Origin of the sequence: Limnohabitans sp. G3-2 (assembly GCF_002778275.1) — a bacterium.
Classification (GTDB): domain Bacteria; phylum Pseudomonadota; class Gammaproteobacteria; order Burkholderiales; family Burkholderiaceae_C; genus Limnohabitans_A.
Map to the genome: position 1 here is coordinate 186,510 of NZ_NESG01000006.1, position 26,004 is coordinate 212,513.

At 63.0% G+C, this 26,004-nt stretch carries 23 protein-coding genes; 8 read left to right on the forward strand and 15 right to left on the reverse strand.

Annotated elements, in window-relative coordinates:
* Positions 1-2: 2 nt before the first annotated feature.
* From B9Z31_RS11235 to B9Z31_RS11255, 5 genes are read right to left on the reverse strand one after another with little or no spacing between them, the layout of a single operon-like run.
* Positions 3-518: a DUF1993 family protein gene (locus B9Z31_RS11235; protein ID WP_100119645.1), complete on the reverse strand. Its 516-nt coding sequence runs from the start codon at positions 516-518 to the stop codon at positions 3-5.
* Positions 519-545: 27 nt separating this feature from the next.
* The gene (locus tag B9Z31_RS11240) at positions 546-1,004 is read right to left on the reverse strand and encodes a RidA family protein (RefSeq protein ID WP_100119646.1); all 459 of its coding nucleotides are present in this window, start codon (positions 1,002-1,004) and stop codon (positions 546-548) included.
* Positions 967-1,932, reverse strand: a complete 966-nt coding sequence (locus tag B9Z31_RS11245; RefSeq protein ID WP_369804693.1) for a transglutaminase domain-containing protein — start codon at positions 1,930-1,932, stop codon at positions 967-969. Before B9Z31_RS11245 ends, B9Z31_RS11240 begins: the two co-directional genes overlap by 38 nt.
* Positions 1,929-4,676 carry a circularly permuted type 2 ATP-grasp protein gene (locus B9Z31_RS11250; RefSeq protein ID WP_100119648.1) on the reverse strand — a complete coding sequence of 916 codons (2,748 nt, stop codon included), beginning with the start codon at positions 4,674-4,676 and terminating at the stop codon, positions 1,929-1,931. Before B9Z31_RS11250 ends, B9Z31_RS11245 begins: the two co-directional genes overlap by 4 nt.
* Entirely contained in the window at positions 4,676-8,095 is a 3,420-nt protein-coding gene (locus tag B9Z31_RS11255) for a DUF2126 domain-containing protein (protein ID WP_100119649.1), read from the reverse strand. Before B9Z31_RS11255 ends, B9Z31_RS11250 begins: the two co-directional genes overlap by 1 nt.
* Positions 8,096-8,392: 297 nt before the next feature.
* Between B9Z31_RS11255 and B9Z31_RS11260 the strand changes: the two genes are divergently transcribed.
* Genes B9Z31_RS11260 through B9Z31_RS11270 form a run of 3 tightly spaced genes read left to right on the forward strand, consistent with a single transcriptional unit; the run spans position 8,393 to position 13,487 of the window.
* On the forward strand, positions 8,393-10,990 hold the full coding sequence (locus tag B9Z31_RS11260) for a DNA internalization-related competence protein ComEC/Rec2 (protein WP_100119822.1): 2,598 nt from the start codon (positions 8,393-8,395) through the stop codon (positions 10,988-10,990).
* Positions 10,991-11,041: 51 nt separating this feature from the next.
* Positions 11,042-12,493 (forward strand): circularly permuted type 2 ATP-grasp protein, encoded by a 1,452-nt coding sequence (locus B9Z31_RS11265; RefSeq protein WP_100119650.1) that lies wholly within the window; start codon positions 11,042-11,044, stop codon positions 12,491-12,493.
* A 16-nt stretch (positions 12,494-12,509) separates the two neighbouring features.
* The gene (locus B9Z31_RS11270; RefSeq protein ID WP_100119651.1) at positions 12,510-13,487 is read left to right on the forward strand and encodes an alpha-E domain-containing protein; all 978 of its coding nucleotides are present in this window, start codon (positions 12,510-12,512) and stop codon (positions 13,485-13,487) included.
* A gap of 140 nt (positions 13,488-13,627) precedes the next feature.
* Here B9Z31_RS11270 and xth read toward each other — a convergent pair whose 3' ends face one another.
* From xth to B9Z31_RS11290, 4 genes are read right to left on the reverse strand one after another with little or no spacing between them, the layout of a single operon-like run.
* Entirely contained in the window at positions 13,628-14,422 is a 795-nt protein-coding gene (gene xth, locus B9Z31_RS11275) for an exodeoxyribonuclease III (RefSeq protein WP_100119652.1), read from the reverse strand.
* A 7-nt stretch (positions 14,423-14,429) separates the two neighbouring features.
* On the reverse strand, positions 14,430-15,002 hold the full coding sequence (locus B9Z31_RS11280; RefSeq protein ID WP_100119653.1) for a DUF4337 domain-containing protein: 573 nt from the start codon (positions 15,000-15,002) through the stop codon (positions 14,430-14,432).
* Positions 15,003-15,012: 10 nt separating this feature from the next.
* Positions 15,013-15,501, reverse strand: a complete 489-nt coding sequence (locus B9Z31_RS11285; protein WP_100119654.1) for a dihydrofolate reductase — start codon at positions 15,499-15,501, stop codon at positions 15,013-15,015.
* Between the two features lie 11 nt (positions 15,502-15,512).
* Positions 15,513-16,364 (reverse strand): thymidylate synthase, encoded by an 852-nt coding sequence (locus B9Z31_RS11290; protein WP_100119655.1) that lies wholly within the window; start codon positions 16,362-16,364, stop codon positions 15,513-15,515.
* 339 nt (positions 16,365-16,703) lie between these two features.
* Between B9Z31_RS11290 and B9Z31_RS11295 the strand changes: the two genes are divergently transcribed.
* The 4 genes from B9Z31_RS11295 (at position 16,704) to B9Z31_RS11310 (ending at position 18,502) form a co-directional block, all read left to right on the forward strand.
* Positions 16,704-16,982, forward strand: coding sequence for a hypothetical protein (locus B9Z31_RS11295; RefSeq protein ID WP_143473845.1), 279 nt, complete (start codon positions 16,704-16,706; stop codon positions 16,980-16,982).
* A gap of 39 nt (positions 16,983-17,021) precedes the next feature.
* The gene (locus B9Z31_RS11300; protein ID WP_143473846.1) at positions 17,022-17,828 is read left to right on the forward strand and encodes a peptidylprolyl isomerase; all 807 of its coding nucleotides are present in this window, start codon (positions 17,022-17,024) and stop codon (positions 17,826-17,828) included.
* A gap of 150 nt (positions 17,829-17,978) precedes the next feature.
* Entirely contained in the window at positions 17,979-18,239 is a 261-nt protein-coding gene (locus B9Z31_RS11305; RefSeq protein WP_100119658.1) for a DUF4160 domain-containing protein, read from the forward strand.
* A gap of 8 nt (positions 18,240-18,247) precedes the next feature.
* A complete protein-coding gene (locus B9Z31_RS11310; RefSeq protein WP_100119659.1) occupies positions 18,248-18,502 on the forward strand; it encodes a DUF2442 domain-containing protein in 255 nt (84 codons plus the stop codon).
* A gap of 9 nt (positions 18,503-18,511) precedes the next feature.
* On the opposite strand, the gene B9Z31_RS11315 is transcribed toward B9Z31_RS11310, so the two are convergent.
* Together B9Z31_RS11315 and B9Z31_RS11320 are read right to left on the reverse strand one after the other, a co-directional pair.
* Complete coding sequence (locus B9Z31_RS11315; protein WP_100119660.1) at positions 18,512-19,936, reverse strand: FAD-binding oxidoreductase; 1,425 nt, start codon at positions 19,934-19,936, stop codon at positions 18,512-18,514.
* Between the two features lie 5 nt (positions 19,937-19,941).
* Positions 19,942-20,349 (reverse strand): DUF2069 domain-containing protein, encoded by a 408-nt coding sequence (locus tag B9Z31_RS11320; protein WP_100119661.1) that lies wholly within the window; start codon positions 20,347-20,349, stop codon positions 19,942-19,944.
* A 21-nt stretch (positions 20,350-20,370) separates the two neighbouring features.
* On the opposite strand from B9Z31_RS11320, the gene B9Z31_RS11325 reads away from it, so the two are divergent.
* Positions 20,371-21,612, forward strand: coding sequence for a YihY family inner membrane protein (locus B9Z31_RS11325; RefSeq protein ID WP_100119662.1), 1,242 nt, complete (start codon positions 20,371-20,373; stop codon positions 21,610-21,612).
* Between the two features lie 4 nt (positions 21,613-21,616).
* Here the strand turns inward: B9Z31_RS11325 and B9Z31_RS11330 are convergent, their stop codons facing one another.
* The 4 genes from B9Z31_RS11330 to B9Z31_RS11350 all read right to left on the reverse strand — a co-directional run bounded on the left by B9Z31_RS11330 (position 21,617) and on the right by B9Z31_RS11350 (position 25,923).
* Positions 21,617-21,940 (reverse strand): DUF962 domain-containing protein, encoded by a 324-nt coding sequence (locus B9Z31_RS11330; RefSeq protein ID WP_100119663.1) that lies wholly within the window; start codon positions 21,938-21,940, stop codon positions 21,617-21,619.
* Positions 21,941-21,957: 17 nt separating this feature from the next.
* A complete protein-coding gene (locus tag B9Z31_RS11335; RefSeq protein WP_100119664.1) occupies positions 21,958-23,298 on the reverse strand; it encodes a cytochrome P450 in 1,341 nt (446 codons plus the stop codon).
* A gap of 496 nt (positions 23,299-23,794) precedes the next feature.
* Positions 23,795-24,619: an alpha/beta fold hydrolase gene (locus tag B9Z31_RS11345; RefSeq protein WP_100119666.1), complete on the reverse strand. Its 825-nt coding sequence runs from the start codon at positions 24,617-24,619 to the stop codon at positions 23,795-23,797.
* 2 nt (positions 24,620-24,621) lie between these two features.
* A complete protein-coding gene (locus tag B9Z31_RS11350; RefSeq protein WP_100119667.1) occupies positions 24,622-25,923 on the reverse strand; it encodes an O-acetylhomoserine aminocarboxypropyltransferase in 1,302 nt (433 codons plus the stop codon).
* Positions 25,924-26,004: the final 81 nt, after the last annotated feature.

Here is a 26,004-nt window from a genome sequence, read left to right on the forward strand (position 1 = left end):
GTTTAGCCCTGCGCACCCAGCAGGTAATCGATCTTGCCCACCTCCACACCGTTGTGGCGCAGGATGGTGTAGGCCGTGGTGATGTGGAAGTACATATTGGGCAGCATCCAGCTGGTCAGGTAGTCCTGGCCTTGGAGGGTGCGGGTCTTGCCAGGGCCGGCGGGGAAAGTGATCTCTTTGTCCTCGGTGCCGTCGATGGCGGCGGCGGGAACGGTGGCGATGTAGGCCAGCGTTTTCTGGATGCGCTCTTGCAACTGGGCCAAGGTGGTTTCGGTGTCGTCGAACTTGGGCGCATCCACCCCGGACAGGCGGGCTACACCGTTCTTGACGGCGTCGCAGGCGATCAGCACCTGGCGCGTGAACGGGAACATATCGGGGGCAAGGCGGTAAGTGGTCAGCGCCGTGGGGTCAATCTTTTTGGCTTCGACAAACTGCTCGGCCTTGGCCAGGATGTGGCTCAGGTTGGTGAGCATGCGGGTGCAAACGGGCAAGCAGGCGCTGGACATGGAAATGTGCATGGGAGTCTCCGGTGGATACAGTGAAATTCAGCCGATTTCGGCGATCAATTCGATTTCGACACAAGCGCCCATCGGGATTTGGGCGACGCCAAAAGCACTGCGGGCATGCGCGCCGACTTGTGGGCCAAACACCTGGCCCAGCAGTTCGCTGCAGCCGTTGGTGACCAGGTGCTGCTCGGTGAAGTCGCCGGTCGAGTTGACCAGGCTCATCACTTTGACGATGCGCTTGACCTTGTTCAGATCGCCCACGGCCGCATGCAGCGAGCCCATCAGGTCGATGGCCACGGCGCGAGCGGCTTGTTGGCCTTCGGCGGTGTCGATGTTTTTGCCCAGTTGGCCCACCCAGACTTTGCCGTCTTTTTTGGCGATATGACCCGAGAGGAAAACCAAGTGGCCTGTTTGTACAAAAGGCACATAAGCCGCCGCGGGCACAGCCACAGGGGGCAGCTCAATGTTCAGGGATTTCAGGGTGTCGTAAACGCTCATGGTCAGGGTCCTCTGGGGTCAAAAGAGGCTCCACTGTAACGCCAACCTCGAGCGTGTGGGCGCCGCCGCCTTGCAGCACACCGCGCAGCGGTGACACATCGGCGAAGTCACGCCCCACAGCCAGCCGCACGTAATCCTCGCCGGGGCTGGCCCAACCGCTGCGGTTGTTGGTGGGGTCCAGATCCAGCCAGCCTTGGCAGGCGTGGGTGGCCAGCTCGGGCAGGTACACCGAAGCCCAGGCATGCGTGGCATCACTGCCCACCAGCCGAGGCTGACCGGGGGGCGGCTGGGTCAGCAGGTAGCCGCTCACGTAGCGGGCCGGCAAGCCCAGCGAGCGCAGGCAGGCCAGCAAGATGTGGGCAAAGTCTTGGCACACACCGCGTTGTGCTTGCAGGGCTTCAAGGGCCGGGGTGTTGATGTCGGTGCTGGCCGACTCGTAGCGCAATTCGCTGTGCATGCGCGCAGTGAGCTCTTGGGCCGCTTGCACCAAAGATCTGCCGGGCGTGAAGCTGCTTTGGGCATAGGCCAAAAATGCCTCGTGCACCGGCGCATGGTGCGAGCCGAACACGAAACCGCTGTGCACATCAGCCGCATGACCCCCTCGGTAACGGAAATGCTCGCGCACCGCCTCCCAGCTTTGGCCGGTGGTCGCCGCTTCGGTGGGGCGGGTGTCGATTTCGCTGTAGGCCCGGACCAGCAAGCCCTCGTGCGGGTTCGTCAGCGCCCAATAGGCACGGTGGTTCAGAAATGCGTCGATGTTGTGCTGCACCGTGGCGTTTGGCTCCACCTGCATCCAGTGGCGAAGGACCTTTTGGCAGGGCGTGTCAGCCGCTTGCAGATGGGCCACATGCTGCGCCGTTTGCACCGCAGGGCTGTAGCGGTAACGGGTGTCGTGGGTGATGGCCAAGCGCATGGGGTGTTTGCTCAAGCACTCACGCTGTAGCGGGCTTCGCCGCTGTGCGTGAAAAACAAGCCGCACAAATGGTCCGAGACTTCCCGGGCCGCGTTTTGGCAATCGGTCAGCGTGGCGAGCAAAGGCAAGGGGGCCGAGGAGTCGGTGCTGGGGCCCGGGCTGGGGTAGGGCCACAGCGCCTGGGGGGGCATGCCAATCAGTTGGGGCACGCCCTCGGCCAAAGACAAGGTGGCGCCATCGGCCAGCGTGCCCATGCGGCGCAAACGCCCACACAAGGTGTGCGCCACCCAACCGAGCGAACGCGGGTTGTCTGGGTCGGTCACCAGCAGGTCCATCAGGGCTTGCGGGGTGCGGCTTTGTTGGTGTTGGGCATGGAAACTGATGGTGCTGTCAAACAGGTCGAGCACGGCATCGAAGCCGGCTTGCTCAGCGATCAGTCCGAGCTGCACAGCTTGCGCCATGGCGTCCGACAAAAAGGCCAGGCGTTCAATGTGGCGGCCAATCGAGAGCAAGCGCCAGCCGTCGTCGCGGCTCATGCGGTCGGTTTGTGCGCCTGTGAGGGCGGCCAACATCTGGCTGGTGTCGGCCAGCAGGCTTTGCACGGTCATGGTGTCCAAGCCCGCCATGGCGGTGTGGGGCCCCAGGGGGTCTTCGCTGGGCTTGAAAAACCGGGACTCGGCTTGTTCCAGCAAGCGCCAGTGTTCGGGCGAGAGGCGTTCACGCACCGAGGCGGCGGCCAGTCGGACCGAGCGCAAATTGAAGCCCACGCTGGTGGCCAGTTCTTGGTCCCACAAACCCGAGATCAAGGAGCGCTCGAACACCCGGTGCGCTTGCCCTGCGGCGGGGACTTCGGCGCGCACCAAGCCGTGGCGCGTGGCCATGCGGGTGATGAAGTGGAGCAAGCAGGGCAGGTTCTGGTTTTCTCCGCTCAGGATCTCCAGGCTCAGCCGAACCAAGCGCAAGGTGTTTTCGGTGCGTTCGGTGTAGCGGCCCATCCAGAACAAATTTTCGGCTGCGCGGCTCGTCACCAAGCGCTGGCGCTGGGCCGTGGCGTCACTGGCGGCCGGGATGGTGCTGGCACTTGGGCTTTGCGCTGTTACGGGCGTTGACGGCTGTGACGAAGAGGGTGACTGCGACTGTGACTGTGACTGTGACTGTGACTGTGCGCCTAGGCTGCTCGGCTTGAACGCTTGGGGGGCGGGGCTTTGCACCCACACGTCGGCGCTGCTGCCGCCGCGCTGCATCGAGGCAATGCCTTCGCGGGTGCCGAGCCGGGCCAGACCGCCGGGCAAGACCTGCCAGCCGCCTTGCGCGTCGGTGACGGCAAAGACACGCAGGACCACCGGGCGCGACTCGATGCTGGACGGGCCATTGGGGTGGGTCTGCCAAGTCGGCTGGTGTGACAGCGGCAACCAGGACTGCAGGGTGTGCGCGTCGGGGTCGCGCAAAATGCGGCCCGCCCATTCGTTTTGTTCTTGGCGAGACAAGCGGTGGCCCAGCACCGGCTCAAAACTTTGGCGATCGGTGTGGTAGGGGTAGGTGGGCTTGATCACGCAGCTTTGGATGCGCGGCAGCACATCTTGCAGCGCCGCCGCTTCGCCGCACCACCAACTGGGGATGGCGGGCAGTTGCAAGGCTTGGCCCAGCAGCTCACGCGACAGCGCAGGCATGAAGCCCAGCAGCGCATTGGACTCCAAAAAACCCGAGCCGGGCGTGTTGGCCACCAGCACATGGCCACTGCGCACCGCTTGCAGCAAGCCGGGCACGCCCAGGGTGGATTCGGCCCGCAATTCCAGGGGGTCAAGCCAATCGTCGTCCACGCGTTTGAGCAAGCCGTGGACGGGCTTGAGCCCTTGCAAGGTTTTGAGGTACAGCTTTTCATCGCGCACCGTCAAATCGTTGCCCTGCACCAGGCTCAGGCCCAAATAGCGGGCCAGATAGGCGTGTTCAAAATAGGTTTCGTTGTAAGGGCCTGGCGTGAGCAGCGCAATATGGGCCGAAGAACCCGCTGGGCTTCGCGCTTTGATGCCGTCGATCAGCGTGCGGTAGGTCTCTGCCAGGCGTTGCACCGGCAAGGCCTCAAAAGCTTGCGGGAACTGGCGCGACACGATTTGCCGGTTTTCCAGCAAATAGCCCAAGCCTGAGGGGGCTTGGGTGCGCTGCGAGAGCAGCCACCACAGGCCGTCGGGGCCACGCGCCAAATCAAAAGCGGCCAAGGACAAATACCGCCCACCGACCGGTGCGACGCCGTGCATGGCCGGCAAATACGCGGGATGGCCTTGCACCAAGGCGGCCGGCAATTGGCCTTGCCGCACCAGTTGTTGCGGCCCATAAGCGTCGGCCATGATGCGTTCGAGCAATTGCATGCGCTGCATCACGCCCGCCTCGATCTGTTGCCAGTCGCCCGGCTCCAGCATGAGCGGAAACAAATCGAGTGACCAAGGGCGCTGCGGCTGGTCGGCGGCGGCGTACACGTTGTAAGTGATGCCGTTGTCGCGCACCTGCCGCTGCAAGTTGGCCATGCGCTTGTTCAGCTCCGCCTCGCGGGCCTTGGTCGCCTTGTCCAGCGGATCGATGAAACGCTGCCATGTGTCACGGATGGTGGGCGCTTGCGAGCTGGCCGATGGGGCCTTGAGTGGGCTGGCCTCGCCCCGCAGTTCGTCCCAGTGCCCGGCGGGCGCACGCTCTTGCTGCAGCGACAGCCAAGTCAAGGCTGGGGCTTCGCTGGCGTCGGTCACTGGGGGTGAAGGCTCATGCATCAGACCATTGTCGTTGATCCACTGCGCCTCAAGTCCAGCGTGTAGGGGAATTCGGGGCTTGCGTGCAACAAGGCATTGGGTGCCAGTGTGGGCAGGTGTTTCATGGCGCCGGGTGTGTGGCCCATGCGGAAGAAGCGCGCCATGCGCCGGCTCTCGGCCTCGTAGGCGTTGACCGGGAAACCCTCGTAATTGCGGCCACCGGGGTGCACCACATGGTATTGGCAGCCGCCCAGAGAGCGCTTCATCCAGGTGTCCACCAGGTCCAACGTCAGCGGCGCGTGCACACCGATGCTCGGGTGCAGCGACGAGGGCGGGTTCCAGGCCTTGTAGCGCACGCTGGCCACGTATGCACCCACCACGCCCGTCGGCTGCAAGGGCAGGGGACGGCCGTTCACCGTCACGGTGTGGCGCGCGGGGTTCATGCCCGTCACATGCACTTCGATGCGCTCGAGCGACGAATCCACGTAGCGCGCGGTGCCGCCGGCCCCGCTTTCTTCGCCCATGACGTGCCAGGGCTCCAGCGCATGGCGCAGCGTGAGCACCGCGCCGTCGACCTGGATTTGCCCCACCATCGGAAAGCGGAACTCAAAATGCGGTGCGAACCAGCTGGGGTCAAAACGAAAGCCTGCGTCGCCCAGCTCGGTGAGCACGTCGTCAAAATCTTGGTGGATCCAATGGGGCAGCATGAAGCGGTCGTGCAACTCGGTGCCCCAGCGGGTGACCGGCGCCGTGTAGGGGGCATTCCAGAACCGGGCCACCAAGGCCCGCAGCAGCAGTTGCTGCACGATGCTCATGCGCGCGTGCGGCGGCATCTCAAAGGCCCGCAGCTCCAGCAAGCCCAAACGCCCGGTGCTGCTGTCGGGCGAGTACATCTTGTCGATGCAGAACTCGCTGCGGTGCGTGTTGCCGGTCACGTCGATCAGGATGTTGCGCAAGGTGCGGTCCACGATCCACGGGGCCATGTCGGCGCCGAACTTTTTGCGATTGCGGGTGATCTCGCGCAGCGCGATTTCCAGTTCATAGACCTGGTCGTTGCGGGCCTCGTCCACACGCGGGGCCTGGCTGGTGGGGCCGATGAACATGCCGCTGAACAAATAGCTCAAACTGGGGTGGTTGTGCCAATACAGGATGAGGCTGGCCAGCAGTTCGGGTCGGCGCAAGAAAGGGCTGTCGGCGGGCGTGGCGCCCCCCATCACCATGTGGTTGCCGCCGCCTGTGCCCGTGTGGCGGCCATCGGTCATGAACTTTTCGGCGGACAGGCGCGTCTCGAAGGCGGCTTTGTACAAAAACTCGGTGTGCTCGACCAACTCGTTCCAGTTGTGCGCCGGGTGGATATTGACCTCGATCACGCCAGGGTCCGGGGTGACTTGCAAGAGTTTGAGCCTCGGGTCGCGCGGCGGTGGGTAGCCCTCTAAAACGATGTTCAAACCCAATTCTCGTGCAGTGCCCTCGACTTGGCTGAGCAGCGCCAGGTAGTCTTCCAGCCGCGCCAGGGGCGGCATGAAGACATACAGCACGCCGGCCTGTTCACCCTTGTTCATGGCCTCGGCTTCCACTTTGGGGCCGTTGGCGCGCTTCGGATCGCGCACCTCCACGCACAAGGCGGTGCGCACCACGGACGGGTCGGATTTGAATTTGGCGGGCGCGACCGATGCTGTCTGGGCTAGGGCATGGCGCGGCTGTGGGGTCACGGCGACTTGGGCGGGCAGGGCGCTGCGCTGCGCGAGATGGGGCGAAAACGGGTCTTGCGCGATCATGTGCCAGCGCTCGGTGGGCGCAGCCCAAGGCAGCGAGTCCAGCGGCAAACGCCAGCCCATGGGGGAGTCGCCGGGCATCAGGTACAGGCGTTCATCGCGGACAAACCAGCGGCCGGTTTGCCACTGCGTGCCCGTCAGCCCAGCCGAGGTCGGCTCGACGGCTTGAAGGGGCAGCACATAGCCCACGGCCTGGTCCAAGCCCTGGCTGAAGATGCGGCGCAAGCGGTTGCGTTCCATCTCGTCGTCCAGCCGCGCGTCAAACGGGTCCACATTGACCGGCAAACGGCGCTCGCGCCAGAGGTAATACCAGGTGTCCTCGTAACCGGGCAGCACGGTGTCGTTGGACAGCCCCAGTCTGGCCGTCAAGGTGTGCATGAAGCGCTGGGCATCGGCGCTGGTGCAGTGACTGGCCTCGCGTTCATCGGCAAAGACCGCAGGGTCTTGCCAGCAAGCTTGCCCGTCAGCCCGCCAGTAAATGCTGAGCGCCCAGCGTGGCAACTGCTCGCCCGGGTACCACTTGCCTTGGCCAAAGTGCAAAAAACCGCCTTGGCCGTATTGCTGGCGCAACTTGTGCACCAGCGCGGTGGCCAGGCCCCGCTTGGTGGGCCCCAAGGCGTCGGTGTTCCATTCGGCGCCATCGCGGTCTTGGGTGGCGACGAAGGTGGGTTCGCCCCCCATGGTCAGGCGCACATCATCGGCGAGCAACTGGGCATCCACCTCATCGCCCAGGCGCAGCACCTCGGCCCATTGGGCCTCGCTGTAGGGTTGGGTGACCCGCGGCGACTCGTGGATGCGCGTCACGCCCATCTCGTGGTGGAACTTGACCTCGGCTTCGTCCATCAGGCCTTCGATGGGCGCGGCCGCCGAGGGCTGGGGTGTGCAGGCCAGTGGAATATGCCCTTCGCCCGCCAGCAGGCCCGAGGTTGGGTCCAAGCCCACCCAGCCTGCACCGGGCAAATACACCTCGCACCAGGCGTGCAGATCGGTGAAGTCCACGTCGGTGCCGCTGGGGCCGTCGAGCGACTTCACGTCCGGGGTCAATTGAATCAAGTAGCCCGACACAAAGCGGGCGGCGATGTTCATGTGCCGAAACAGCTGCACCAAGAGCCAGGCCGAGTCGCGGCAGGAGCCGCTTTTCAGGCTCAGGGTTTCGTCGGGCGTTTGAACACCCGGCTCCATGCGGATGGTGTAGCGGATGTCCTGGTGCAAGCGCTGGTTGATGTGCACCAAAAAGTCGATGGTGCGTTGGCGCTGGCGGTCCATGCTGGCCAGGTATTTTTTGAACAGCGGGGTCTTGGGGTCTTTGTCCAAGTAAGACTGCAGCTCTTCCCGAACGGTGTCCGAGTACTTGAAAGGCACCTCTTCGGCCGAGGGCTCTAGAAAGAAGTCAAAGGGGTTGAACACCGCCATCTCGGTGACCACGTCCACCGTGACCTTGAAGGCGGTGGTTTTTTGGGGGAAGACCAAGCGCGCCTGGTAGTTGGCAAAAGCGTCTTGCTGCCAGTTGATGAAATGCTCTGCGGGTTCAACCTTGAGGCTGTAGCTCAGGATGCGGCTGCGGCTGTGCGGGGCAGGGCGCAGGCGAATGACTTGTGGGCCGAGCTGCACGGGGCGGTCGTATTCGTAATGGGTGACGTGGTGCAGGGCAACGTGTATCGACATATCTCGTTCAGCGCAACAGGGGCTGCACGGATGGCAAATGCAGCTTGGGCAGTTACAACTAGCAAGACACGCGCCAAGATTCACGCCCCCTGCCCTGCGAGGCCCGCACGGCGCAGGGCCATGCCAAGAGCGCCAGCGAAAAACAACAACCAGCCATTTCAGGGAGGCTGTCATGACACCATGCGGATGCGCCGTGTGGCGCGGGGCTGTGCGTCTCAACAGGGCGCGCAAGGCGCGCAAGACAGGCAAGGCATTTGGGGCCAAGGGGGCGCAGGCGTTGGCCTGGCGCGGCTGGGCATGATCGGCATGGGCTGGGCCCGTCACCTGTCTTGGAATTTGTTGGCCTGGTGCTTGGGGGTGGCGCTGCAATTGCAACAAGCCGCTTTGTGGCCATGGGCCAGCTATGCCAGCGTTTTGCTGGGGGTGGCGGCTTGCGCTTGGTGGCTGAAAAACGCACGCCCATGGCCAGCAGCAGGCTGGGCCGCGCCAATTTTGGCTTGGGCCTTAGTCTGGGCCGCTGCCGCTTTTTGCACCACGGGTTTGCACGCCTGGACACGGGCGCACACCATCGCCCCAGCGCTGGAAGGGCAAGACCTGGATGTGGTGGGCGTGGTGCAAGCCATGCCCCAGCGGCAAGATGTGGGCTGGCGCTTTCGCTTTCACATCGAGCAAGCCTGGGCTGTGGACGCGCAAGGAACCGCACAAGCAGTGCAGCTGGACGCTGACCTGCCCCGGCAGGTGTATTTGGGTTGGTATGGGCAAGACGGCTTGCAGGGCAGTGGCTGGAGCACGGCGGCCGTGCCCGAGCCGGTCAAAGCCGGGGAGCGTTGGCGTTTGCGGGTGCGCCTGAAAGCGCCCCACGGCCATTTGAACCCACGGGGTTTTGACTACGAGTTGTGGCTGTGGGAGCAGGGCATTGGCGCTGCGGGCTCTGTGCGCACAGGCCGCAAAGACCCGGTGCCTCTGCGCTTGGCCAGCACTTGGGCGCACCCGATAGAAGGCTGGCGGCAGTCGGTGCGCGAGCGCTTGTTGGCGCATTTGTCGCCCGCGGGCAGCCCTGCCGACGCCGCCAAGCGAGCGGGCATCGTGGCCGCCCTGGTCACGGGCGACCAAGCGGCGATTGACCGCAGCGATTGGGATGTCTTTCGGGCCACCGGTGTGTCCCACCTCATGAGCATTTCGGGTTTGCATGTGACCTTGTTCGCTTGGCTGGCCTCGGGCTTGGTGGCTTGGGGTTGGCGGCGCTCGGCCTTGTGGGGTTTTCAGGGGGCTTTGCGCTGGCCTGCACCCCCCGTGGGGGCTGTGTCGGGCTTGTTCTTGGCGGGTTTTTATGCCCTGTTCAGCGGCTGGGGTGTGCCTGCGCAACGCACCTTGTTGATGCTGTGTGTGGTGGTGGTGCTGCGCTTGTCGGCCCGCCAGTGGCCTGGTGCGCTGGTGTGGCTGACGGCGTGTGCCGTGGTGCTCACTTGGGACCCTTGGGCCCTGTTGCAGCCGGGTTTTTGGTTGAGTTTTGTGGCCGTCGGGGTGTTGATGGCCTCGGGTGCAACGCCCAGCGCTGCGCGAGGCGCCGAAGCGGTCACGTTGGCGTCGCCATTGCGCACCGATGTGGTGCGATCAGGCTTATGGCACCGATGGGGTGCATCCCAAGGCCCTATTTGGGGCTCTTGGGTTTGGCGCCGCGCCGCTGCTTTGCTGCGCGAGCAAGCGGTGGTCACCTTGGCTTTGGCCCCGCTCACGCTTTTGTTTTTTGGTCAGGTGTCGGTGGTGGGCTTGGTGGCCAATCTGTTGGCCATTCCTTGGGTGACCCTCATCGTGACCCCTTTGTCCCTCTTGGGTGTGCTCTGGTCCGATGCCTGGCAATGGGCCTCTTGGGCCCTGCAGCCCATGGCTTGGGTGCTGGCCCGCTTGGCCGCATGGCCTTGGGCCAGTGTGTCGACGGCCATGCCGCCTTGGTACTTGGCCGCGCTCGCGCTGGCCGGGGCTTGGGTGGCCGTGACGCCTTGGCCAGCTTCCTGGAAGTGGGCGGTTTTGCCCTTGTTTTGGCCGGTTTTGTTTTGGTCGCACCCACGCCCCGCACCCGGCACCTTTGAGCTGTTGGCCGCTGACGTGGGGCAAGGCAATGCGGTGCTGGTGCGCACCGCCACCCACAGTTTGTTGTACGACGCCGGGCCGCGCTATTCGGCGGAAAGCGACGCGGGTCACAGGGTGCTGGTGCCCCTGCTGGCGCAGATGGGTGAGCGCATCGACACCTTGATGCTCAGCCACCGAGACAGCGACCACACTGGGGGCGCGGCGGCGGTGTTGGCCATGCAAGGGCAGGCGGCGCTGTGGTCATCGTTGGAAGACCCGCACCCTTTGCACGCCTTGCGGCCCGCTTGGACACGCTGCCAGGCTGGGCAGGTTTGGGAGTGGGATGGCGTGCGCTTTGAGGTGCTGCACCCGCCGCCCCCTGCGGAAAATGGGCCCCCAATGCCCAAGCCCAATGCGCTCAGCTGTGTCCTGCGCATTGCCAGTCAGGCGCAGGGCATGACAGGCGGCCCTCAGGGCTCGGCCTTGTTGGCTGGCGACATCGAGGCCGCGCAAGAGCTGGCGCTGGTCCAGGCGGGCCTCAGCCCGGTCGATGTCTTGCTGGTGCCCCACCACGGCAGCAAAACGTCGTCCACCCGGGCATTTTTGGAGGCGCTCAGGCCCCGCTGGGGTTTGCTGCAAGCCGGTTACCGCAACCGCTACGGGCACCCGGCGCCCGAAGTGGTGGCTCGGTACCAAGCATGGGGCATCGCACTGGCCGACAGCCCCCGATGCGGCGCTGCCACGTGGCGCAGCAGCGCACCAGAGCTGGTCCGGTGTGAGCGCACGCAGCGACAACGCTACTGGCACCACCGCATTCCGCCCTGAAGCCCGTTTTGGGTATATATCTTGCTAATAGGTGTTGAGGAGTGAAGAGCCATGCGACAATTCGATGAAATGTACAGCCGCCTGCCTGCATCGGGCCAAGAGGGAGAAGTTCGAGAGCACTACCTGGCCTATGCCCGCTGGTTACAGGCCCAAGCCCCGCAGACCATGGCCGCCCGGCGCGAAGAGGCCGAGATGATTTTTCGCCGCGTGGGCATCACGTTCGCAGTGTATGGCGACAAAGACGAGGACGGCTCGGGGACTGAGCGATTGATCCCGTTTGACTTGATTCCCCGGGTGATCGCTGCCCAAGAGTGGAAAAGCATGGAGGCCGGGCTGGTGCAACGCGTCACGGCGCTCAACCGCTTCATCCACGATGTGTACCACGACCAAGACATCCTCAAGGCCGGCATCATCCCCCGCGAGCAGATCGAACACAACGCGCAGTTTCGCCCCGAGATGGTGGGGGTGGATGTGCCCAACAACATCTATTCGCACATCAGCGGCATCGACATCGTGCGCGCCCCCGACAGCGCCGGCAAGGGCGAGTACTACGTGCTCGAAGACAACCTGCGTGTGCCCAGCGGCGTGAGCTACATGCTCGAAGACCGCAAGATGATGATGCGGCTCTTTCCTGAGCTGTTCAGCCAACACCGCGTGGCCCCGGTGGCGCATTACCCCGACCTGCTGCTGGAGACCTTGCGCGCCAGCAGCCCCGCCACCACGGCCGAGCCCACGGTGGTGGTGCTCACCCCCGGCATGTACAACAGCGCTTATTTCGAGCACGCCTTTTTGGCGCAGCAAATGGGCGTGGAGTTGGTGGAGGGGCAAGACCTGTTCGTCAAAGACAAGTTTGTCTACATGCGCACCACACGCGGCCCCAAGCGCGTGGATGTGATCTACCGCCGGGTGGACGACGACTTTTTGGACCCCAATGTGTTCCGTCCCACCTCCACACTGGGCTGCGCGGGCCTGATGGAGGCCTACAAGGCCGGCCATGTGGCGATCTGCAACGCGGTGGGCACGGGCGTGGCCGACGACAAGTCGGTTTACCCCTATGTGCCCGACATGGTCCAGTTTTACCTGGGCGAGGAGCCCATCCTCAAGAATGTGCCCACATTTCAGTGCCGCAAGCCCGACGATCTGAAATACACCCTGGCCAACCTGAAAGACCTGGTGGTCAAGGAAGTGCACGGCGCAGGCGGCTACGGCATGCTGGTGGGACCGGCCTCCACCCAGGCCGAAATCGAGCGATTCCGCGGCGCACTGCTGGCCAACCCCGAGGGCTACATCGCCCAGCCCACGCTCAGTTTGTCCACGTGCCCGACTTACGTGGACAGCGGCATCGCACCGCGCCACATCGACCTGCGCCCCTTTGTGCTGAGCGGCCGCACGGTGCAGATGGTACCCGGCGGCTTGACCCGCGTGGCGCTGAAAGAAGGCTCTTTGGTGGTGAACTCGTCCCAAGGCGGCGGCACCAAAGACACCTGGATCTTGCAGGACTGAACAGGGGAGAACACACATGCTTTCAAGAACCGCCGATCACCTTTTCTGGATGTCCCGCTACATGGAGCGGGCGGAGAACACCGCCCGCATGCTCAATGTGAGCTACGAAACCTCCTTGCTGCCGCAATCGGCCGCCGCTGTCGAAGCCGGCTGGGAAGGCATTTTGTCCATCAGTGAATTGCTGCCCTCGTACCTGGCGCTCTACAAAACCATCACGCCACGCGATGTGATGGCGTTCATGGTGAAAGATGCCGACAACCCCTCGTCGATCATCTCCTGCCTGCGCGCCGCCCGTGAGAACGCCCGTGCCGTGCGCGGCACCCTGACCACCGAGGTGTGGGAGACGCAAAACCAGACCTGGCTCGAGGTCAACCGCATGCTCAAAAGCGGCGAGTTCGAGCGCGACCCGGGCCAGTTTTTTGAGTGGGTGAAGTTTCGCTCGCACCTCTCGCGCGGCGTGACGGTGGGCACCATGCTGATGGACGAGTCGCTGTACTTCATGCGCATGGGCACGTTTTTGGAGCGGGCCGACAACACCGCGCGTTTGGTGGATGTGAAGTTCCACGCCATGCAAAACGACTTTTTTGGCGCCCCGCAATACGGCGCGGCAGAGACCGAGAGTGCGCAGGAATACGACTTCTACCATTGGAGCGCCATCTTGCGCAGCGTCAGCGGTTTTGAGGTCTACCGCAAGGTTTACCGCGATGTGATCCGCCCTGAGCGCGTGGCGGAGTTGCTGATTCTGCGGCCCGACATGCCGCGTTCGCTGCACGCCAGCCTGAACGAAGTGGTGTCCAACCTCGCGCTGGTCTCGCATGACCGCGAAAGCGACACCTTGCGCCACGCCGGGCGTCTGCGCTCGGAGCTGGCCTTTGGCCGCATCGACGAGATTCTGGCGACCGGCCTGCACGCCTACCTGACCCAGTTCTTGGAGCGCGTCAACGTCCTGGGCGGCCGCATCAGCCGCGAATTTTTGATGCCACAGGCGGCCTGACCCGTTCGGAAGGTCTTTGTGGGAGGCCGCCCCCGCGGCCGAATCTTCACCCCTGTGGGAGGCCGCCCCCGCGGCCGAATGCTTGTTGACCCCCAACCCTCATTCGCGAGCAGGGGCTCGCTCCTACAAAGACAGACGGCTCAGGGGGCCAGGGTCAGCACCACGGGCGTGTGGTCGCTGGGGCGTTCGTTTTTGCGCGGGGCCCGGTCGATCACGCAGGCCGATGCTTTGGCTTTGAGCGCGTCTGAAATCAAAATGTGGTCGATGCGCAAACCCCGGTTTCGCCTGAACGCAAACTCCCGGTAGTCCCACCAGCTGTAGCTTTTTTCGGGCTGCTCAAACAGGCGAAAACTGTCGGCGAGGCCCAAGTCTGTCAAGGCTTGCAGTTTTTCACGCTCGGCCACTGTGCAGTGGATGGTGTCCTTCAGGCCCACCGGGTCCCACATGTCGAGTTCGTCGAAAGTGATGTTGAAGTCCCCTGTGAGCACCAGTTGCGGGTGGCGCGTCATTTCGCTGTGCACCCAATCGCGCAGCGCGTCGAGCCAGCGCATTTTGTAGACAAACTTGTCGCTGTCCGGGGCCTGGCCGTTTGGAAAGTAGGCCCCGATCACGCGCAGGCTGCCACCTGCGCCGTCGGGGTAGGTGGCCGCCAACACGCGTGACATGTCGTCTTCGAAACCGGGGATGTTTTTGACCACCTCGGTCCCCTCGGCCACAGATATCAGGGCCACGCCGTTGTAGGTTTTTTGGCCAAACCACTGCGCTTGGAAACCCGCCTCTTGGAAGGCCGCGATGGGGAATTTGTCGTCGGTCAGCTTGAGTTCTTGCAAGGCCAGCACGTCAATGCCGCCCGACTCTTTTTGAGCGGCCAACCAGTCCAGCACTTGGGGCAGGCGAACCGACAGTGAGTTGACGTTCCAGGTGGCGATTTTCATACGGGCCTCAAATGTGGAAGGCGGCCAATGCACCCACGCCCACGCCGATCACTCCCGCGCCGAACATCACGTACTCCAGCCATTTTTTGCGCGACAGCAAGGCAATCGCAGCCATGGCAATGGCCACTTGCAGCACGGTGGTGGCCTGGGCCCAGCGGTGGTGCTGGTGCATTTGTTCGTCCGACTGTTTGTCCCAGTGTTGGGATTCGGCTTCCAGCTTTTCGGCTGCGGCCTTGATCTCGGCTTTTTCGCCCTTGTAGCGTTTGATTTCGTCCTGGTAAAACTCTTTTTTGGACGGGGTCAATTCCATGGCCAACTCGCTCAGATTTTGCTTGCTGCTTTTGGCCTGGTAATAGTTCCACTGGTTGGAGGCTTCGGTCTTCTTGATCGCAGCGTTGTTTTTGTAGAGGCCCGCATTCGCTTGCGTGGCGCCACCCATGTAGCCGAACAGGGCGCCCACCGTGGCGATGATGGCGGTGAACATGGCAATGCTGTTGGTGTGGTTGCCGCCGTGGCCTTGCGCGGCGTGTTCGAGTTCGTGGTCGTGCGGGCCGTGCACATGAAATCCGTGTCCTGACATGGCTGTGTCCTCAAATGGCGTGTTGGAAGGTGACGAAGCTGAAGGGCAGGCCATTTGCCCCCACATGGGTTTCGCGGTGGATCTCTTGCCAGGCCGCCCCCAGCTCGGGTGCAAAAGCGTCGCCGTCAAAGTCGGCGTCGATCTCGGTGACGACCGCCGTGCTGGCCAGCGGTTCGGCTTGGCGGTAAATCTCGGCCCCGCCCATGATCCAGGCATCGGGCACATCGCCACACAGGCGCATCGCTTCTTCGATGGATGCCGCACGCGATGCGCCATCGGCGCTCCAGTCGGCCTGACGGGTGATGACGATGTTGGTGCGACCCGGCAGGGGCCTGAAGCGCGCGGGCAGTGAGTCCCAGGTCTTGCGGCCCATGATGACCGGCTGGCCCAGCGTGACGCGCTTGAAATGCGCCAGGTCTTCCGGCAGATGCCAGGGCATCTGCTGGTCTTTGCCAATCGTGCCGTTGCGGGCGCGGGCGTAAATCAGGTGCAGCTTCATCGGTCCCCGCCTCAGACAGCGACAGGCGCTTTGATGGCGGGGTGGCATTCGTAGCCCACGACCTCGAAGTCTTCAAACTCATAGTCGAAGATGGAAGCAGGCTTGCGCTTGATGTTGAGCGTGGGGTAGGCCATGGGCGCGCGGCTCAGTTGCAGTTCCACCTGATCGTGGTGGTTGCTGTAAATGTGGCAATCCCCACCTGTCCAGATGAAGTCGCCCACATCCATGTCGCACTGCTGCGCCACCATGTGGGTGAGCAGGGCATAGCTGGCGATGTTGAAGGGCACGCCCAAAAAGATGTCGGCGCTGCGCTGGTAGAGCTGGCAGCTGAGCTTGGGCTTGTCGCCCGCCTTTTGGGGCGGCGCCACATAAAACTGAAAGAAGGCATGGCAAGGCATCAGCGCCATCTGGTCGAGTTCGGCCACGTTCCAGGCGCTCACGATGATGCGGCGCGAGTCGGGGTTGTTTTTCAGCGTGTCCAAGACCTGCTGCATCTGGTCAATGTGGCCGCCGCCCGGCGTGGGCCAGCTGCGCCACTGCACGCCATAAACCGGGCCGAGCGAGCCGTCTTCGCGCGCCCATTCGTCCCAGATGGTGCAGCCGCGCTCTTGCAGCCACTTCACATTGCTGTCGCCGCGCAAAAACCACAGCAACTCCACGATGATGGCCCGCAAAAACACCTTCTTGGTGGTGACCAGCGGGAAGCCTTCGTTCAGGTCAAAGCGCATCTGATGGCCAAACACGCTGCGCGTGCCGGTGCCGGTGCGGTCCCCCTTTTGCACGCCCGTCGTGTAGACGTGGCGCATGAAATCTTCGTACTGGCTGCGGACAGGGCGCAGAGGGGGCTGGGCAGGGGTGTTCATGGTGCTTGAGTTTAAGCCACCCGCCCGCGGCACTCGGCGCAAGGATCGCTTCAGAGGGCGACATTGTTACCATTCTGCTTGTCCATCCCATCCTGTAATCCAAAAGAAAACATGTCCAGTCACCGCCCTTGGGGTTCTCTGCTGCAGCGCTGGGTGTGGGTGGTATCTATGCCGGCAGTGCCTTTTAACTCACTAAATAGTTAGCGCCAGACTTCACGTTCAATGTTGAGTCACTGTCGGCAACCAAATTGCTTTGGGTATAGACAGTCAGCAGGTTTTGAGTGTTCCGATGATGTTCACCCTGATGCGCCGCAGTGGCCAGCGGCTTACCAAGTGACCGTGCTCAAGCTGCCTCAAGACAATGAGGCGGGGGCGGTCCACATTGCGCTGCGCGAGGGCTGGGCGGATGCTGACATCCCACTGCCAGCGGCTTTGCAAAACTGGCTCCAGGCGGCGGGTGCGTCGCTCAGACTGCAAGGTGCACCAGATGGCGTGGCGCTGTCACCCCAGCGCGATGCCATTCGCCTGACGGATTCGGCGCTGCGCCGCTTCCCCTTGCAATGGGCCTTGCAAAGCGGTGAGCAGCGTGTCTCTTTCTGGATCGTCCAGCGTCCTTGATACGATAGATGGTCTATTTGTGATTTGTTGGAGTTCATTGTGAAAATTCGTTCTCAGTTTTGCTTGTCTGCATTGGGTCTTTCTGGTGCGCTGTGTTTTTCGGGTCTGGCTTTGTCGGCGGACGCCCCTGTGGCCGTGGTCAACGGCGTGTCCATCGCGGCCCGCCTGATGGACCGCAATGTCCAGGCCAATGTGGCCCAGGGCCAAAAAGACACGCCCGAGCTGCGTGCCGCGCTCAAGCAAGAGCTGGTGGCGCGTGAGCTGATGGCGCAAGAGGCGCAAAAGCGCGGCCTCGACAAACTGCCTGCCACGCAAGACGCGTTGGCGACGATGCGCCAAAACCTGCTGATCGAGTTGGTGCTGAACGACGAGTTCACCAAAAACCCGATCGCCGAGGCCGAGCTCAAAGCCGAGTACGAGCGCCAGGTCAAAGCCTTGAAGGCAGCCGGCGACCTGCAGCAGTTCCAGATTTCGACCATTGTGTTGTCCTCGGAGGCCGATGCCCGTTCGGTCATGACCGCCCTGCGCTCAGGGCAGGCTTTTGATGCGTTGGCCAAATCCCGCTCCATGGACCCGAGCAAAGACAAGGGCGGTGAACTGGGCTGGTTCTTGCCCGACCAAATTGCGCCGGCCATTTCCAATGTGGTGGTCAATTTGGCCTCAGGCGCGGTGTCGGCTGCACCCATTCAGGTGGGCCCTTACTGGCATGTGGTTAAGCTGACAGGCAAGCGCCCATACCAGGTGCCCGGCTTTGACGAGAGCAAAAACCTGCTGCAAGCCGCCGTGGTCCAAAACCGCCGCGCCGCCTTGCTCAAGAAATTGACCGATGCGGCTGTGGTGAAGTGAGCTTTTGACAGGGTGATTGAGCATCAGACCCCTCCTGGGTGAAGCGGGTGGGGCTTCAATAAATTTTACGAATTAAGTCGTATATTTATTTCATTTTAGGGTTTATATGGATTCAATCAGTGGCCGTGTCCTCAGCCATTGGAGTCCTTCATGCCCACCATCAGTTCCTTTTACGGTATCCTGATTCAAATGTACTTTAATGACCATGCACCACCGCATTTTCATGTGCAGTACGCTGAGTACAAAGCAACCGTAGACATTGCGATGCTCACAATTTCAGGTGGTGATTTGCCTCGAAGGGCGCAAGAATTGGTTCTGGATTGGGCTGAATTGCATCAGGAAGAATTGTTGGAAGATTGGCGTTTGTGCATGGAAAAGCAAGCGCCAAAACCGATCGCACCACTCAAATAAGGTCACACATGGATTGGGATGTTATCTCTGTCAAACCTGTGGCGCATTTGGCGCTCAAGGTTCAATTTGCAGATGGCACTGAAGGACGGGTACGGTTTGAACCCAGCCACCTGACGGGTGTGTTTGTAGCACTCCAAGACCCCTTGGTTTTTGCGCAGGCCTTTGTAGAAGGTGGCGCAGTCTCGTGGCCCGGGGACTTGGATTTGGCACCCGATGCGATGTACCAGGCCATCAAATCCCACGGTGAGTGGGTGTTGCGCTGACTTGCTCTTTCAGCCCAGCACCCGCCCTGGGTTGAGCAAGTTTTGCGGGTCCAAGGCTTTTTTCACCGCCCGCATCATGGCCAGGGCCGTGGGGTCTTTGTAAAGCGGCAGTTTGTGCACTTTTTGCTCGCCCACGCCGTGTTCGGCGCTGATGGAGCCGCCAAATTTTTTGACCTGGTCAAACACCCAGGTGTTCACCTTGTCTTCGAACGCGCGTAAGAAGGCTTGGCCATCGGCCCCTTCGGGCGCTTGCACGTTGTAGTGCAGGTTGCCGTCGCCCAAGTGCCCAAAGTCCACCATGCGCACGCCGGGCACTTCACGCGCCAGCAGGGCGTCGGTCTCGGCCACAAAGGCGGGGATGCGCGAGACCGGGATGCTGATGTCGTGTTTGATGTTCAGGCCCTCGGTGGCCTGCGCCATCGTGATGCTCTCGCGGATGTGCCACAAGCCTTTGGCCTGCGTCAGGTTTTCCGCCACCACCGCATCGGTCACGCAGCCCAGTTCCAGCGCGGCTTCGAGCAGGGCTTCGAACTGTCCGCGGGCGTGTGCTTCGCTTTCGCTGTCCGAGTTCTCGAGCAGCACACACCATGGCGTTTCTTGCCACAGCGGCACCCGCAGCTGCGGGTAGTGTTTGTCCACCAAGCTCAGCGCGAACTGGCCCATGACTTCAAAACCCGTCAGGCCCGGCCCCAGCCGCTGGTGGGCCAGGCCCAGCAGTTGCACGGCCGCTTCCATGCTGGGCACGGCGGCCCAGGCGGTCAGTTGCGCAGCGGGCTGGGGGTAAAGCTTCAGGGTGGCCGCGGTGATGATGCCCAGCGTGCCTTCGCTGCCGATCATCAGGTTGCGCAGGTCGTAGCCGGTGTTGTCTTTGCGCAGGCCGCTCAAGCCGTGCCAGACCTCGCCTTGGGCGTTCACCACTTCCAGGCCCAGGCACAGCTCGCGGGTGTTGCCGTAGCGCACCACCTGCGTGCCGCCCGCATTGGTGCCCAAGTTGCCGCCGATGGTGCAGCTGCCTTCGGCGCCCAAGCTCAGGGGGAACAGAAAACCCGCCGCTTCGGCGGCGGCCTGCAGGTTTTGCAGCACGCAACCGGCCTCGACCGTGATGGTGAGGTTGGCCGGGTCGATGGCCCGCACGGCGTTCATGCGGGTCATGCTCAGCACAATTTGTGTGCCCGAGCCGTTGGGCACGCCGCCCACCACCAGCCCGGTGTTGCCGCCTTGCGGCACGATGGGCGCGCCCACCGCGGCACAAGCTTTGACCACGGCGGCCACTTGTGCGGTGTCACCCGGACGCACCACGGCCAAGGCACGGCCTTTGACGCGTTTGCGCCAGTCTTGCTCCCAGGGGCTGAGGTCGGTGGCCGGGTCTTCGTGGGTGAGCACGTGGGCGGGGCCACAAATCTGGCGCAATTGATCTAACAAGGCAGCGGTCATGGCGTTCAGTCCCGGGGAACGGGCACAAAATGGCCTGTGGCTTTGGCGGCTTTGAAGCGGATGCGCACATGCAAAGCGCAGGCCACAAACAGGGTGGTGCACAGCAGGGTTTGCAGCCCGGCCAGCGCGTTGGACGGCCAGGCGTCGCCCCAGGCCCGCACCACACCCTCTACAAAATAAAGCCACACCAGCATGCTGACCCAGCGGTAGGTGTACATGCGGTTTTTGAGCAAACCTGCCAGCGGGATGCACAGCGGCAAAACCTTGATGGCCCACCAAGAGCCACCCGGGCGCAAGGGCGCCAGCCAAAGTTCCCATGCCAAGCCCAAAGCGATGAGGCCGAGCAAGCTGCCCACGGCCATCCAGCGGGTGAAATCGACGCCTGCGGGGTTGTTTTCTGTGTGTGTGTTCATTGCGGTGGCATCATACCGGGCATGCAATCTTCTCTGTCCAAGACCACTTTACGCGCCCATGCCGCTCTATGGTGGCAAGAGTTGTTGGTTTTTCCGTGGCGCCAAATGGCCGGCGTGTTGGCCGAGCGCTTTCGCGATGCCCGCTTGGGCGTGAGCGCCAGCTCGCTCACCTTCACCACCGTGCTGGCTTTGGTGCCTTTGTTTGCGGTCGGTTTGGCCGTGTTTGCGGCGTTTCCGGTGTTTGGCAAGTTCCAAGACACGATTCAGCGCTGGTTGATTGAAAGTCTGGTGCCCGAGAGCATTGCCCGCCAGGTGCTGAGTTATTTGACGCAGTTTTCGCGCAAAGCCAGCCGTCTGGGGTCGGTCGGTTTGGTGGCGGTGTTGATGTCGGCCGTGTTTTTGATGGTCACGATCGAGCGCACTTTGGGGCAGATTTGGGGCTTGCAGCGGCAGCGGCCTTTGGCGCAAAGGGTCTTGCTGTATTGGTCATCAATCACCTTGGGGCCTTTGTTTTTGGGGGCCAGCCTGGCCATCACCTCTTATGTGGTGACGGCTTCAAGCGATGTGGTCAATGTGCTGCCGGGCTCCATCCGGTGGTTGCTCGACAGTTTTGAGTTTTTGCTGCTCACCGCCTGTGTCAGTGGTTTGTATTTTTATGTGCCCTACACACGCGTGCGCTGGCGCCACGCCATCACGGCCGGCTTTTTTGTCGCTGGGGCCTTGGAGCTGGCCAAAAAAGGCATGGCGGTGTACCTGCTGCAAGTGCCCACTTATTCCTTGATTTACGGCGCCTTCGCGGCGCTGCCGATTTTGCTGGTCTGGATTTACGTGACTTGGCTGCTGGTGCTCTTGGGGGCCGTGTTGGCCGCCAGCTTGCCCGAGTTGGGCCGGCAAGAGTGGCGCAAACCCCAGGGGGCGGGCTGGTCCTTCAGGCTGGCTTTGGAGGTGTTGGGTGCGTTGAACGCGGCCAAGGCCTGCGAGCAGCGGGGCTGGAGCACCGACGAGTTGGCCCTGCGCTTGCGGGTGGAGTCGAGCGAGCTGCGGCATGTGCTGGAGGTATTGCGAAGCCTCGATTGGGTGGGCCGCCTGACGGAGCAAAACGACCAGGGCCAAGCCCGCCAGGTCTTGCTGGTGGACCCTGCGCTGGCGACGGTGGCCCCGCTGGCCGACCGCTTGCTGGTGCTGCGCGGGGCTGCAAGCGATCCGATTTGGCAGCAAACGGGTCTGGACCAGATCCGTTTGGCGCAGCTGCTGCCCAAGTGAGCGTTTAAAAGCTCACCCGGCCGCGCCACATGTCGCGGTACATGACCCAGTCGCCCATGAAGCTGTAGAGCGGGCGTTTGAAGCTGGCCGGCTTGTTTTTCTCAAACACAAAATGCCCGATCCAGGCGCAGGCGTAACCACACAGCAGGCCATACAAAAAGTACTGGGGCTTGCCGGTCACGGCCAACATGGCCAGGCACATCAGGCCCAAGGTGCTGCCCACAAAATGCATGCGCCGGCAGTTTCGGTTGCTGTGCTCGCTCAGGTAAAAAGGGTAGAAGTCGGCAAAGCAGGTGTGGCGAGGCGCGGGGGTTTCGGTGCTGTCCATGGTGTGTCTCCGGGTGCTTAGCAGGTTGAGAACGGCGCGTGCAAGAAGCCGCGAAACCGCGCTCGGCCCCCGCGCACGGGGGCTTGGCTGAGTTGGTAGTCGGGAAAGCGCTGCAAAAACCGCCCGATGGCGATGCGCCCCTCCAAGCGCGCCAAACTCAAACCCGCACACTGGTGCACGCCAAAGCCAAAGGCCAGGTGCTTGTTGCCGGTGCGGCGCAGGTTCAGTTGTTCGGGCTTGTCGTACACGGCAGGGTCGCGGTTGGCGGCGCCAATGCACAGCGTGACCAAGGCGCCGGCGGGCAAGTCCATGCCGTTGACCTGGGTGGCTTCAAGCGCGCGGCGGTTGCTCAGTTGGTTGGACGATTCAAAGCGCAAGAACTCGTCCACCGCAAGGCCCATGATCTGATCACGTTCTGCCTCAGTGGCCGCTTGCTTCAAGTCCGCCTGGAGCTGTTGGCGCTGCCCTGGCCATTCTTGCAATGAGATGAGCGCATTGCCGATCAGGTTGGTGGTGGTCTCGTGCCCGGCATTGAGCAAAAACACGCAGTTTTGCAGCAGCTCGACTTCGCTCAGGGCATCGACACCATTTTTGTCGTCTTTTTCGCCCTGAATCAAGCGGGTCAGCACGTCGCGCTCCGGGTCGCCGGGGTGCTGTCGGCGATCGGCCACCAAACGGCGCAGGTAAGCCAAAAATTCACTCACGCTGCGGTTGCCCAATGCTTCTTGCTCAGGGCTCAGGGTCGGCTCGAGCGCCCCCAAAATGGCCAGCGACCAGCCGCGCAAAGGCTCGCGCTCGGCGTGCGGCACGCCCAGCAAGTTGCCGATGATCTCCACCGGAATGGCCGAGGCAAAGTCTTCGATCAGGTCGCCGCCGCCTTGGGCCTGGAGCTTGTCCAGCAGGCTGTCCACCAGCAGCACCAGGCCAGGCTCCATGGCTTCAATGGCGCGGCGGGTGAGGGCGCCCATGATGAGCCGCCGCACCCGGGTGTGCAGTGGTGGGTCGTTGAAGACCAGGCTGCTGGTGTGGTGTTCGAACAGCGGGGCCAGGCCGCTCGCCGTGGCGAAGGGCGGCTGGTTGAAAGGCGCGTGGTTGTATTTGGGGCCGAACTCGACTTGTTTGTCAGAGCTGAAGACCTTGGCGTCGCGGTACACCGCCACCACATCGGCAAGGCGCGTGAGGAAATACGAGCCGTCGGGCATGCGCTTGAAGGGCTCGGACTCGCGCAGTGCGGCATAGACCGGGTAAGGGTTGTCCAAAAAGTCGCGCGGCAAGGCCCGCAGGTCGAGCGTCCGAGCGATCTCTTGCGCCCTGTCCGCCGACAGGGGCGGGGTGATGTGAGCAGTCAGTGTGTTCATGTCGTAGGCGCGAGCCCCCGCTCGCGAATGTCCACCAAAACGTGTTCCGTGGGAGCGAGCCCCTGCTCGCGAATGCCCCTCAAAACCCAAGCCGTCCTTCGGCTGCAGGGGCAGCCTCCCACAAAAGCCAAGTGCTTGCCGTGTTCCGTGGGAGCGAGCCCCTGCTCGCGAATGTCCCTCAAAACCCAAGCCGTCCTTCGGCTGCAGGGGCAGCCTCCCACAAAAGCCAGGTGCGAGCCGTGAAAAGCTGGGTGCTTGCGGTGTTCCGTGGGAGCGAGCCCCTGCTCGCGAATGTCCCTCAAAACCCAAGCCGTCCTTCGGCTGCAGGGGCAGCCTCCCACAAAAGCCAAGTGCTTGCCGTGTTCCGTGGGAGCGAGCCCCTGCTCGCGAATGTCCCTCAAAACCCAAGCCGTCCTTCGGCTGCAGGGGCAGCCTCCCACAAAAGCCAAGTGCTTGCCGTGTTCCGTGGGAGCGAGCCCCTGCTCGCGATGGCTTGTCATGCGCACGGTTTTAAAAAATCCTTGAGCGCCTGCAACACGCCCTCGGGCGCTTCGGTCATGAGCGAATGGCCTGCAGGCAGCGTCACCACTTGAGGCCTGGCACACAGCTCGATCAGGCTTTGTGCGGCTTTGGGCGGCGTCATCTGGTCGGCGCTGCCCAGCACCAACAGGGTGGGGCAGGCCACTTGCGGCATGGCCGACTCCGCTCCTCGGTAGTCGTCGCAGGCCTTGAAGCCGGTGTGGAACACGTTGACCTGGGTGTTGCTGGCCAGCACCCGGCGCATCAGCGCCTTGCTGCCGCCATACAGCCAGGTGCCGGGGCCCAAGGCCGAAGGCGGTGGAGCGAGTGTGGAATGCGAGAAGCTGTTGACCATGTCGATGGCTTTGAAGGGGGCGCTGACCGACAGTTCGAGCAAGGCGGGCGACACGCGCATCGGGTAGGCCGTGCCCACCATGACCAAGTGGCTCACGCGCCCGGGGTGGGCTGCCGCGTCGCGGGCCGCAGCCTCCAAGGCAATGAGCGAGCCAAAGCTGTGGCCGATCAGCGCGGCTTTTTCGATCTTGAGCGCATCGAGCAGCGCGATAACGGTGTCGGCGGCGGCTTCCACGCTTGGGGGCGGGGTGCCTGCGCTTTTGCAGTGCCCGGGCAGGTCGATGGCCAGCACGTTCCAGCCGTGGTGCGCCATGTAGCGGGTTTGCAAAATCCAGACGCTGTGGTCGTTGAGCACCCCGTGGATGAACACCGCAGTGGGCTGCTCGGGGTTGAAAGGCTTGCCACCGGTGTAGGCGTAAAGGTCATGGCCTTGAACGGAGATCTTCATGGTCAGGCTCCCGCTTTTTCGGCCGCTTTGAGCGCTTTTTTCAGGTCGTCGATCAGGTCAGCCGGGTCTTCCAAACCGATCGACAAACGGATGGTGCCGGGGCCGATGCCGCCTGCGGCCAGGGCTTCGTCCGTCATGCGGAAATGCGTGGTGCTGGCCGGGTGGATCACCAGGCTGCGGCAGTCGCCCACATTGGCCAGGTGGCTGAAGACCTTGAGGGTCTCGATGAACTTTTGGCCTTGGGCTCGAGAGCCCTTCATGTCGAAGCTGAACACCGAGCCCGCGCCGCGCGGCAAGAGCTTTTGCGCCAAGGCGTGCGAGGGGTGGCTGTCCAGCAGGGGGTGGCCCACGCGGCTGACCAGCGGGTGCGCGGCCAAAAACTCGACCACTTTGGCGGTGTTTTCCATGTGCCGGGCCATGCGCAAGGGCAGGGTTTCGATGCCTTGCAAAATCAGCCAGGCGGTGTGCGGGCTCATGCAGGCGCCAAAGTCACGCAGGCCCTCGCGCCGCGCCCGCAGCAAAAAGGCGCCCACGGTGCTCTCTTCACTGAAGACCATGTTGTGAAAGCCCGCGTAGGCTTGGCTCAGCTCGGCAAATTTGCCCGATCGGTCCCAGTCAAAACTGCCGCCATCGACCACCACACCGCCCACCACCGTGCCGTGCCCCGACAGGAACTTGGTGGCCGAGTGGTAAACGAGGTCGGCCCCGTGGTCAAAGGGCTTGATGAGCCAAGGCGAGGTGAGGGTGGAGTCCACCAGCAGCGGCACGCCTGCTTCGTGTGCGATGGCGCTCACGGCTTCGATGTCCAGCACGTCCATGCCGGGGTTGCCCACGGTTTCGCCAAAAAAGAGTTTGGTGTCGGGCTGCACGGCGGCCCGCCAGGCATCCAAGTCGCCGGGTTTGACAAAGGTGGTGCGGATGCCAAAGCGGCTCAGAGTGTAGTGCAGCAGGTTGTGCGAGCCGCCATACAGGGCCGACGAAGCCACGATGTGCGAGCCCGCGCCCATGAGGGTGGCGATGACCAGGTGCAGCGCGGCCTGGCCGCTGGATGTGGTGATGGCCCCAATGCCGCCCTCCAATGCCGAGATGCGCTGCTCCAGCACCGCGTTGGTGGGGTTGCTGATGCGGCTGTACACATGGCCTGGGCGCTCTAAATTGAAAAGGGCGGCGGCTTGGTCCGAAGACTCGAACACAAAGGAGGTGGTCAGGTGGATGGGCACAGCGCGTGCGCCCGTGCTCGGGTCGGGCGCCGCGCCTGCGTGCAGTGCCAAAGTGTCAAAACCGGGATCGCTGTAACCCGCCATGGGTGGTCTCCTCAAAAAGAAAGCTTGGGTGCGGCCTGGGCGCTGTCTTGAGCGTTCATTGTGGGCTATATTGACAACACC

Bases quoted from the DNA above. Each gene is read 5' to 3' on its own strand.
- B9Z31_RS11235 (WP_100119645.1), bottom strand. From the start codon at position 518: ATGCACATTTCCATGTCCAGCGCCTGCTTGCCCGTTTGCACCCGCATG.
- B9Z31_RS11240 (WP_100119646.1), bottom strand. From the start codon at position 1,004: ATGAGCGTTTACGACACCCTGAAATCCCTGAACATTGAGCTGCCCCCT.
- B9Z31_RS11250 (WP_100119648.1), bottom strand. From the start codon at position 4,676: ATGCATGAGCCTTCACCCCCAGTGACCGACGCCAGCGAAGCCCCAGCC.
- B9Z31_RS11255 (WP_100119649.1), bottom strand. From the start codon at position 8,095: ATGTCGATACACGTTGCCCTGCACCACGTCACCCATTACGAATACGAC.
- B9Z31_RS11260 (WP_100119822.1), top strand. From the start codon at position 8,393: ATGATCGGCATGGGCTGGGCCCGTCACCTGTCTTGGAATTTGTTGGCC.
- B9Z31_RS11265 (WP_100119650.1), top strand. From the start codon at position 11,042: ATGCGACAATTCGATGAAATGTACAGCCGCCTGCCTGCATCGGGCCAA.
- B9Z31_RS11270 (WP_100119651.1), top strand. From the start codon at position 12,510: ATGCTTTCAAGAACCGCCGATCACCTTTTCTGGATGTCCCGCTACATG.
- xth (WP_100119652.1), bottom strand. From the start codon at position 14,422: ATGAAAATCGCCACCTGGAACGTCAACTCACTGTCGGTTCGCCTGCCC.
- B9Z31_RS11280 (WP_100119653.1), bottom strand. From the start codon at position 15,002: ATGTCAGGACACGGATTTCATGTGCACGGCCCGCACGACCACGAACTC.
- B9Z31_RS11285 (WP_100119654.1), bottom strand. From the start codon at position 15,501: ATGAAGCTGCACCTGATTTACGCCCGCGCCCGCAACGGCACGATTGGC.
- B9Z31_RS11290 (WP_100119655.1), bottom strand. From the start codon at position 16,364: ATGAACACCCCTGCCCAGCCCCCTCTGCGCCCTGTCCGCAGCCAGTAC.
- B9Z31_RS11305 (WP_100119658.1), top strand. From the start codon at position 17,979: ATGCCCACCATCAGTTCCTTTTACGGTATCCTGATTCAAATGTACTTT.
- B9Z31_RS11310 (WP_100119659.1), top strand. From the start codon at position 18,248: ATGGATTGGGATGTTATCTCTGTCAAACCTGTGGCGCATTTGGCGCTC.
- B9Z31_RS11315 (WP_100119660.1), bottom strand. From the start codon at position 19,936: ATGACCGCTGCCTTGTTAGATCAATTGCGCCAGATTTGTGGCCCCGCC.
- B9Z31_RS11320 (WP_100119661.1), bottom strand. From the start codon at position 20,349: ATGAACACACACACAGAAAACAACCCCGCAGGCGTCGATTTCACCCGC.
- B9Z31_RS11325 (WP_100119662.1), top strand. From the start codon at position 20,371: ATGCAATCTTCTCTGTCCAAGACCACTTTACGCGCCCATGCCGCTCTA.
- B9Z31_RS11330 (WP_100119663.1), bottom strand. From the start codon at position 21,940: ATGGACAGCACCGAAACCCCCGCGCCTCGCCACACCTGCTTTGCCGAC.
- B9Z31_RS11335 (WP_100119664.1), bottom strand. From the start codon at position 23,298: ATGAACACACTGACTGCTCACATCACCCCGCCCCTGTCGGCGGACAGG.
- B9Z31_RS11345 (WP_100119666.1), bottom strand. From the start codon at position 24,619: ATGAAGATCTCCGTTCAAGGCCATGACCTTTACGCCTACACCGGTGGC.
- B9Z31_RS11350 (WP_100119667.1), bottom strand. From the start codon at position 25,923: ATGGCGGGTTACAGCGATCCCGGTTTTGACACTTTGGCACTGCACGCA.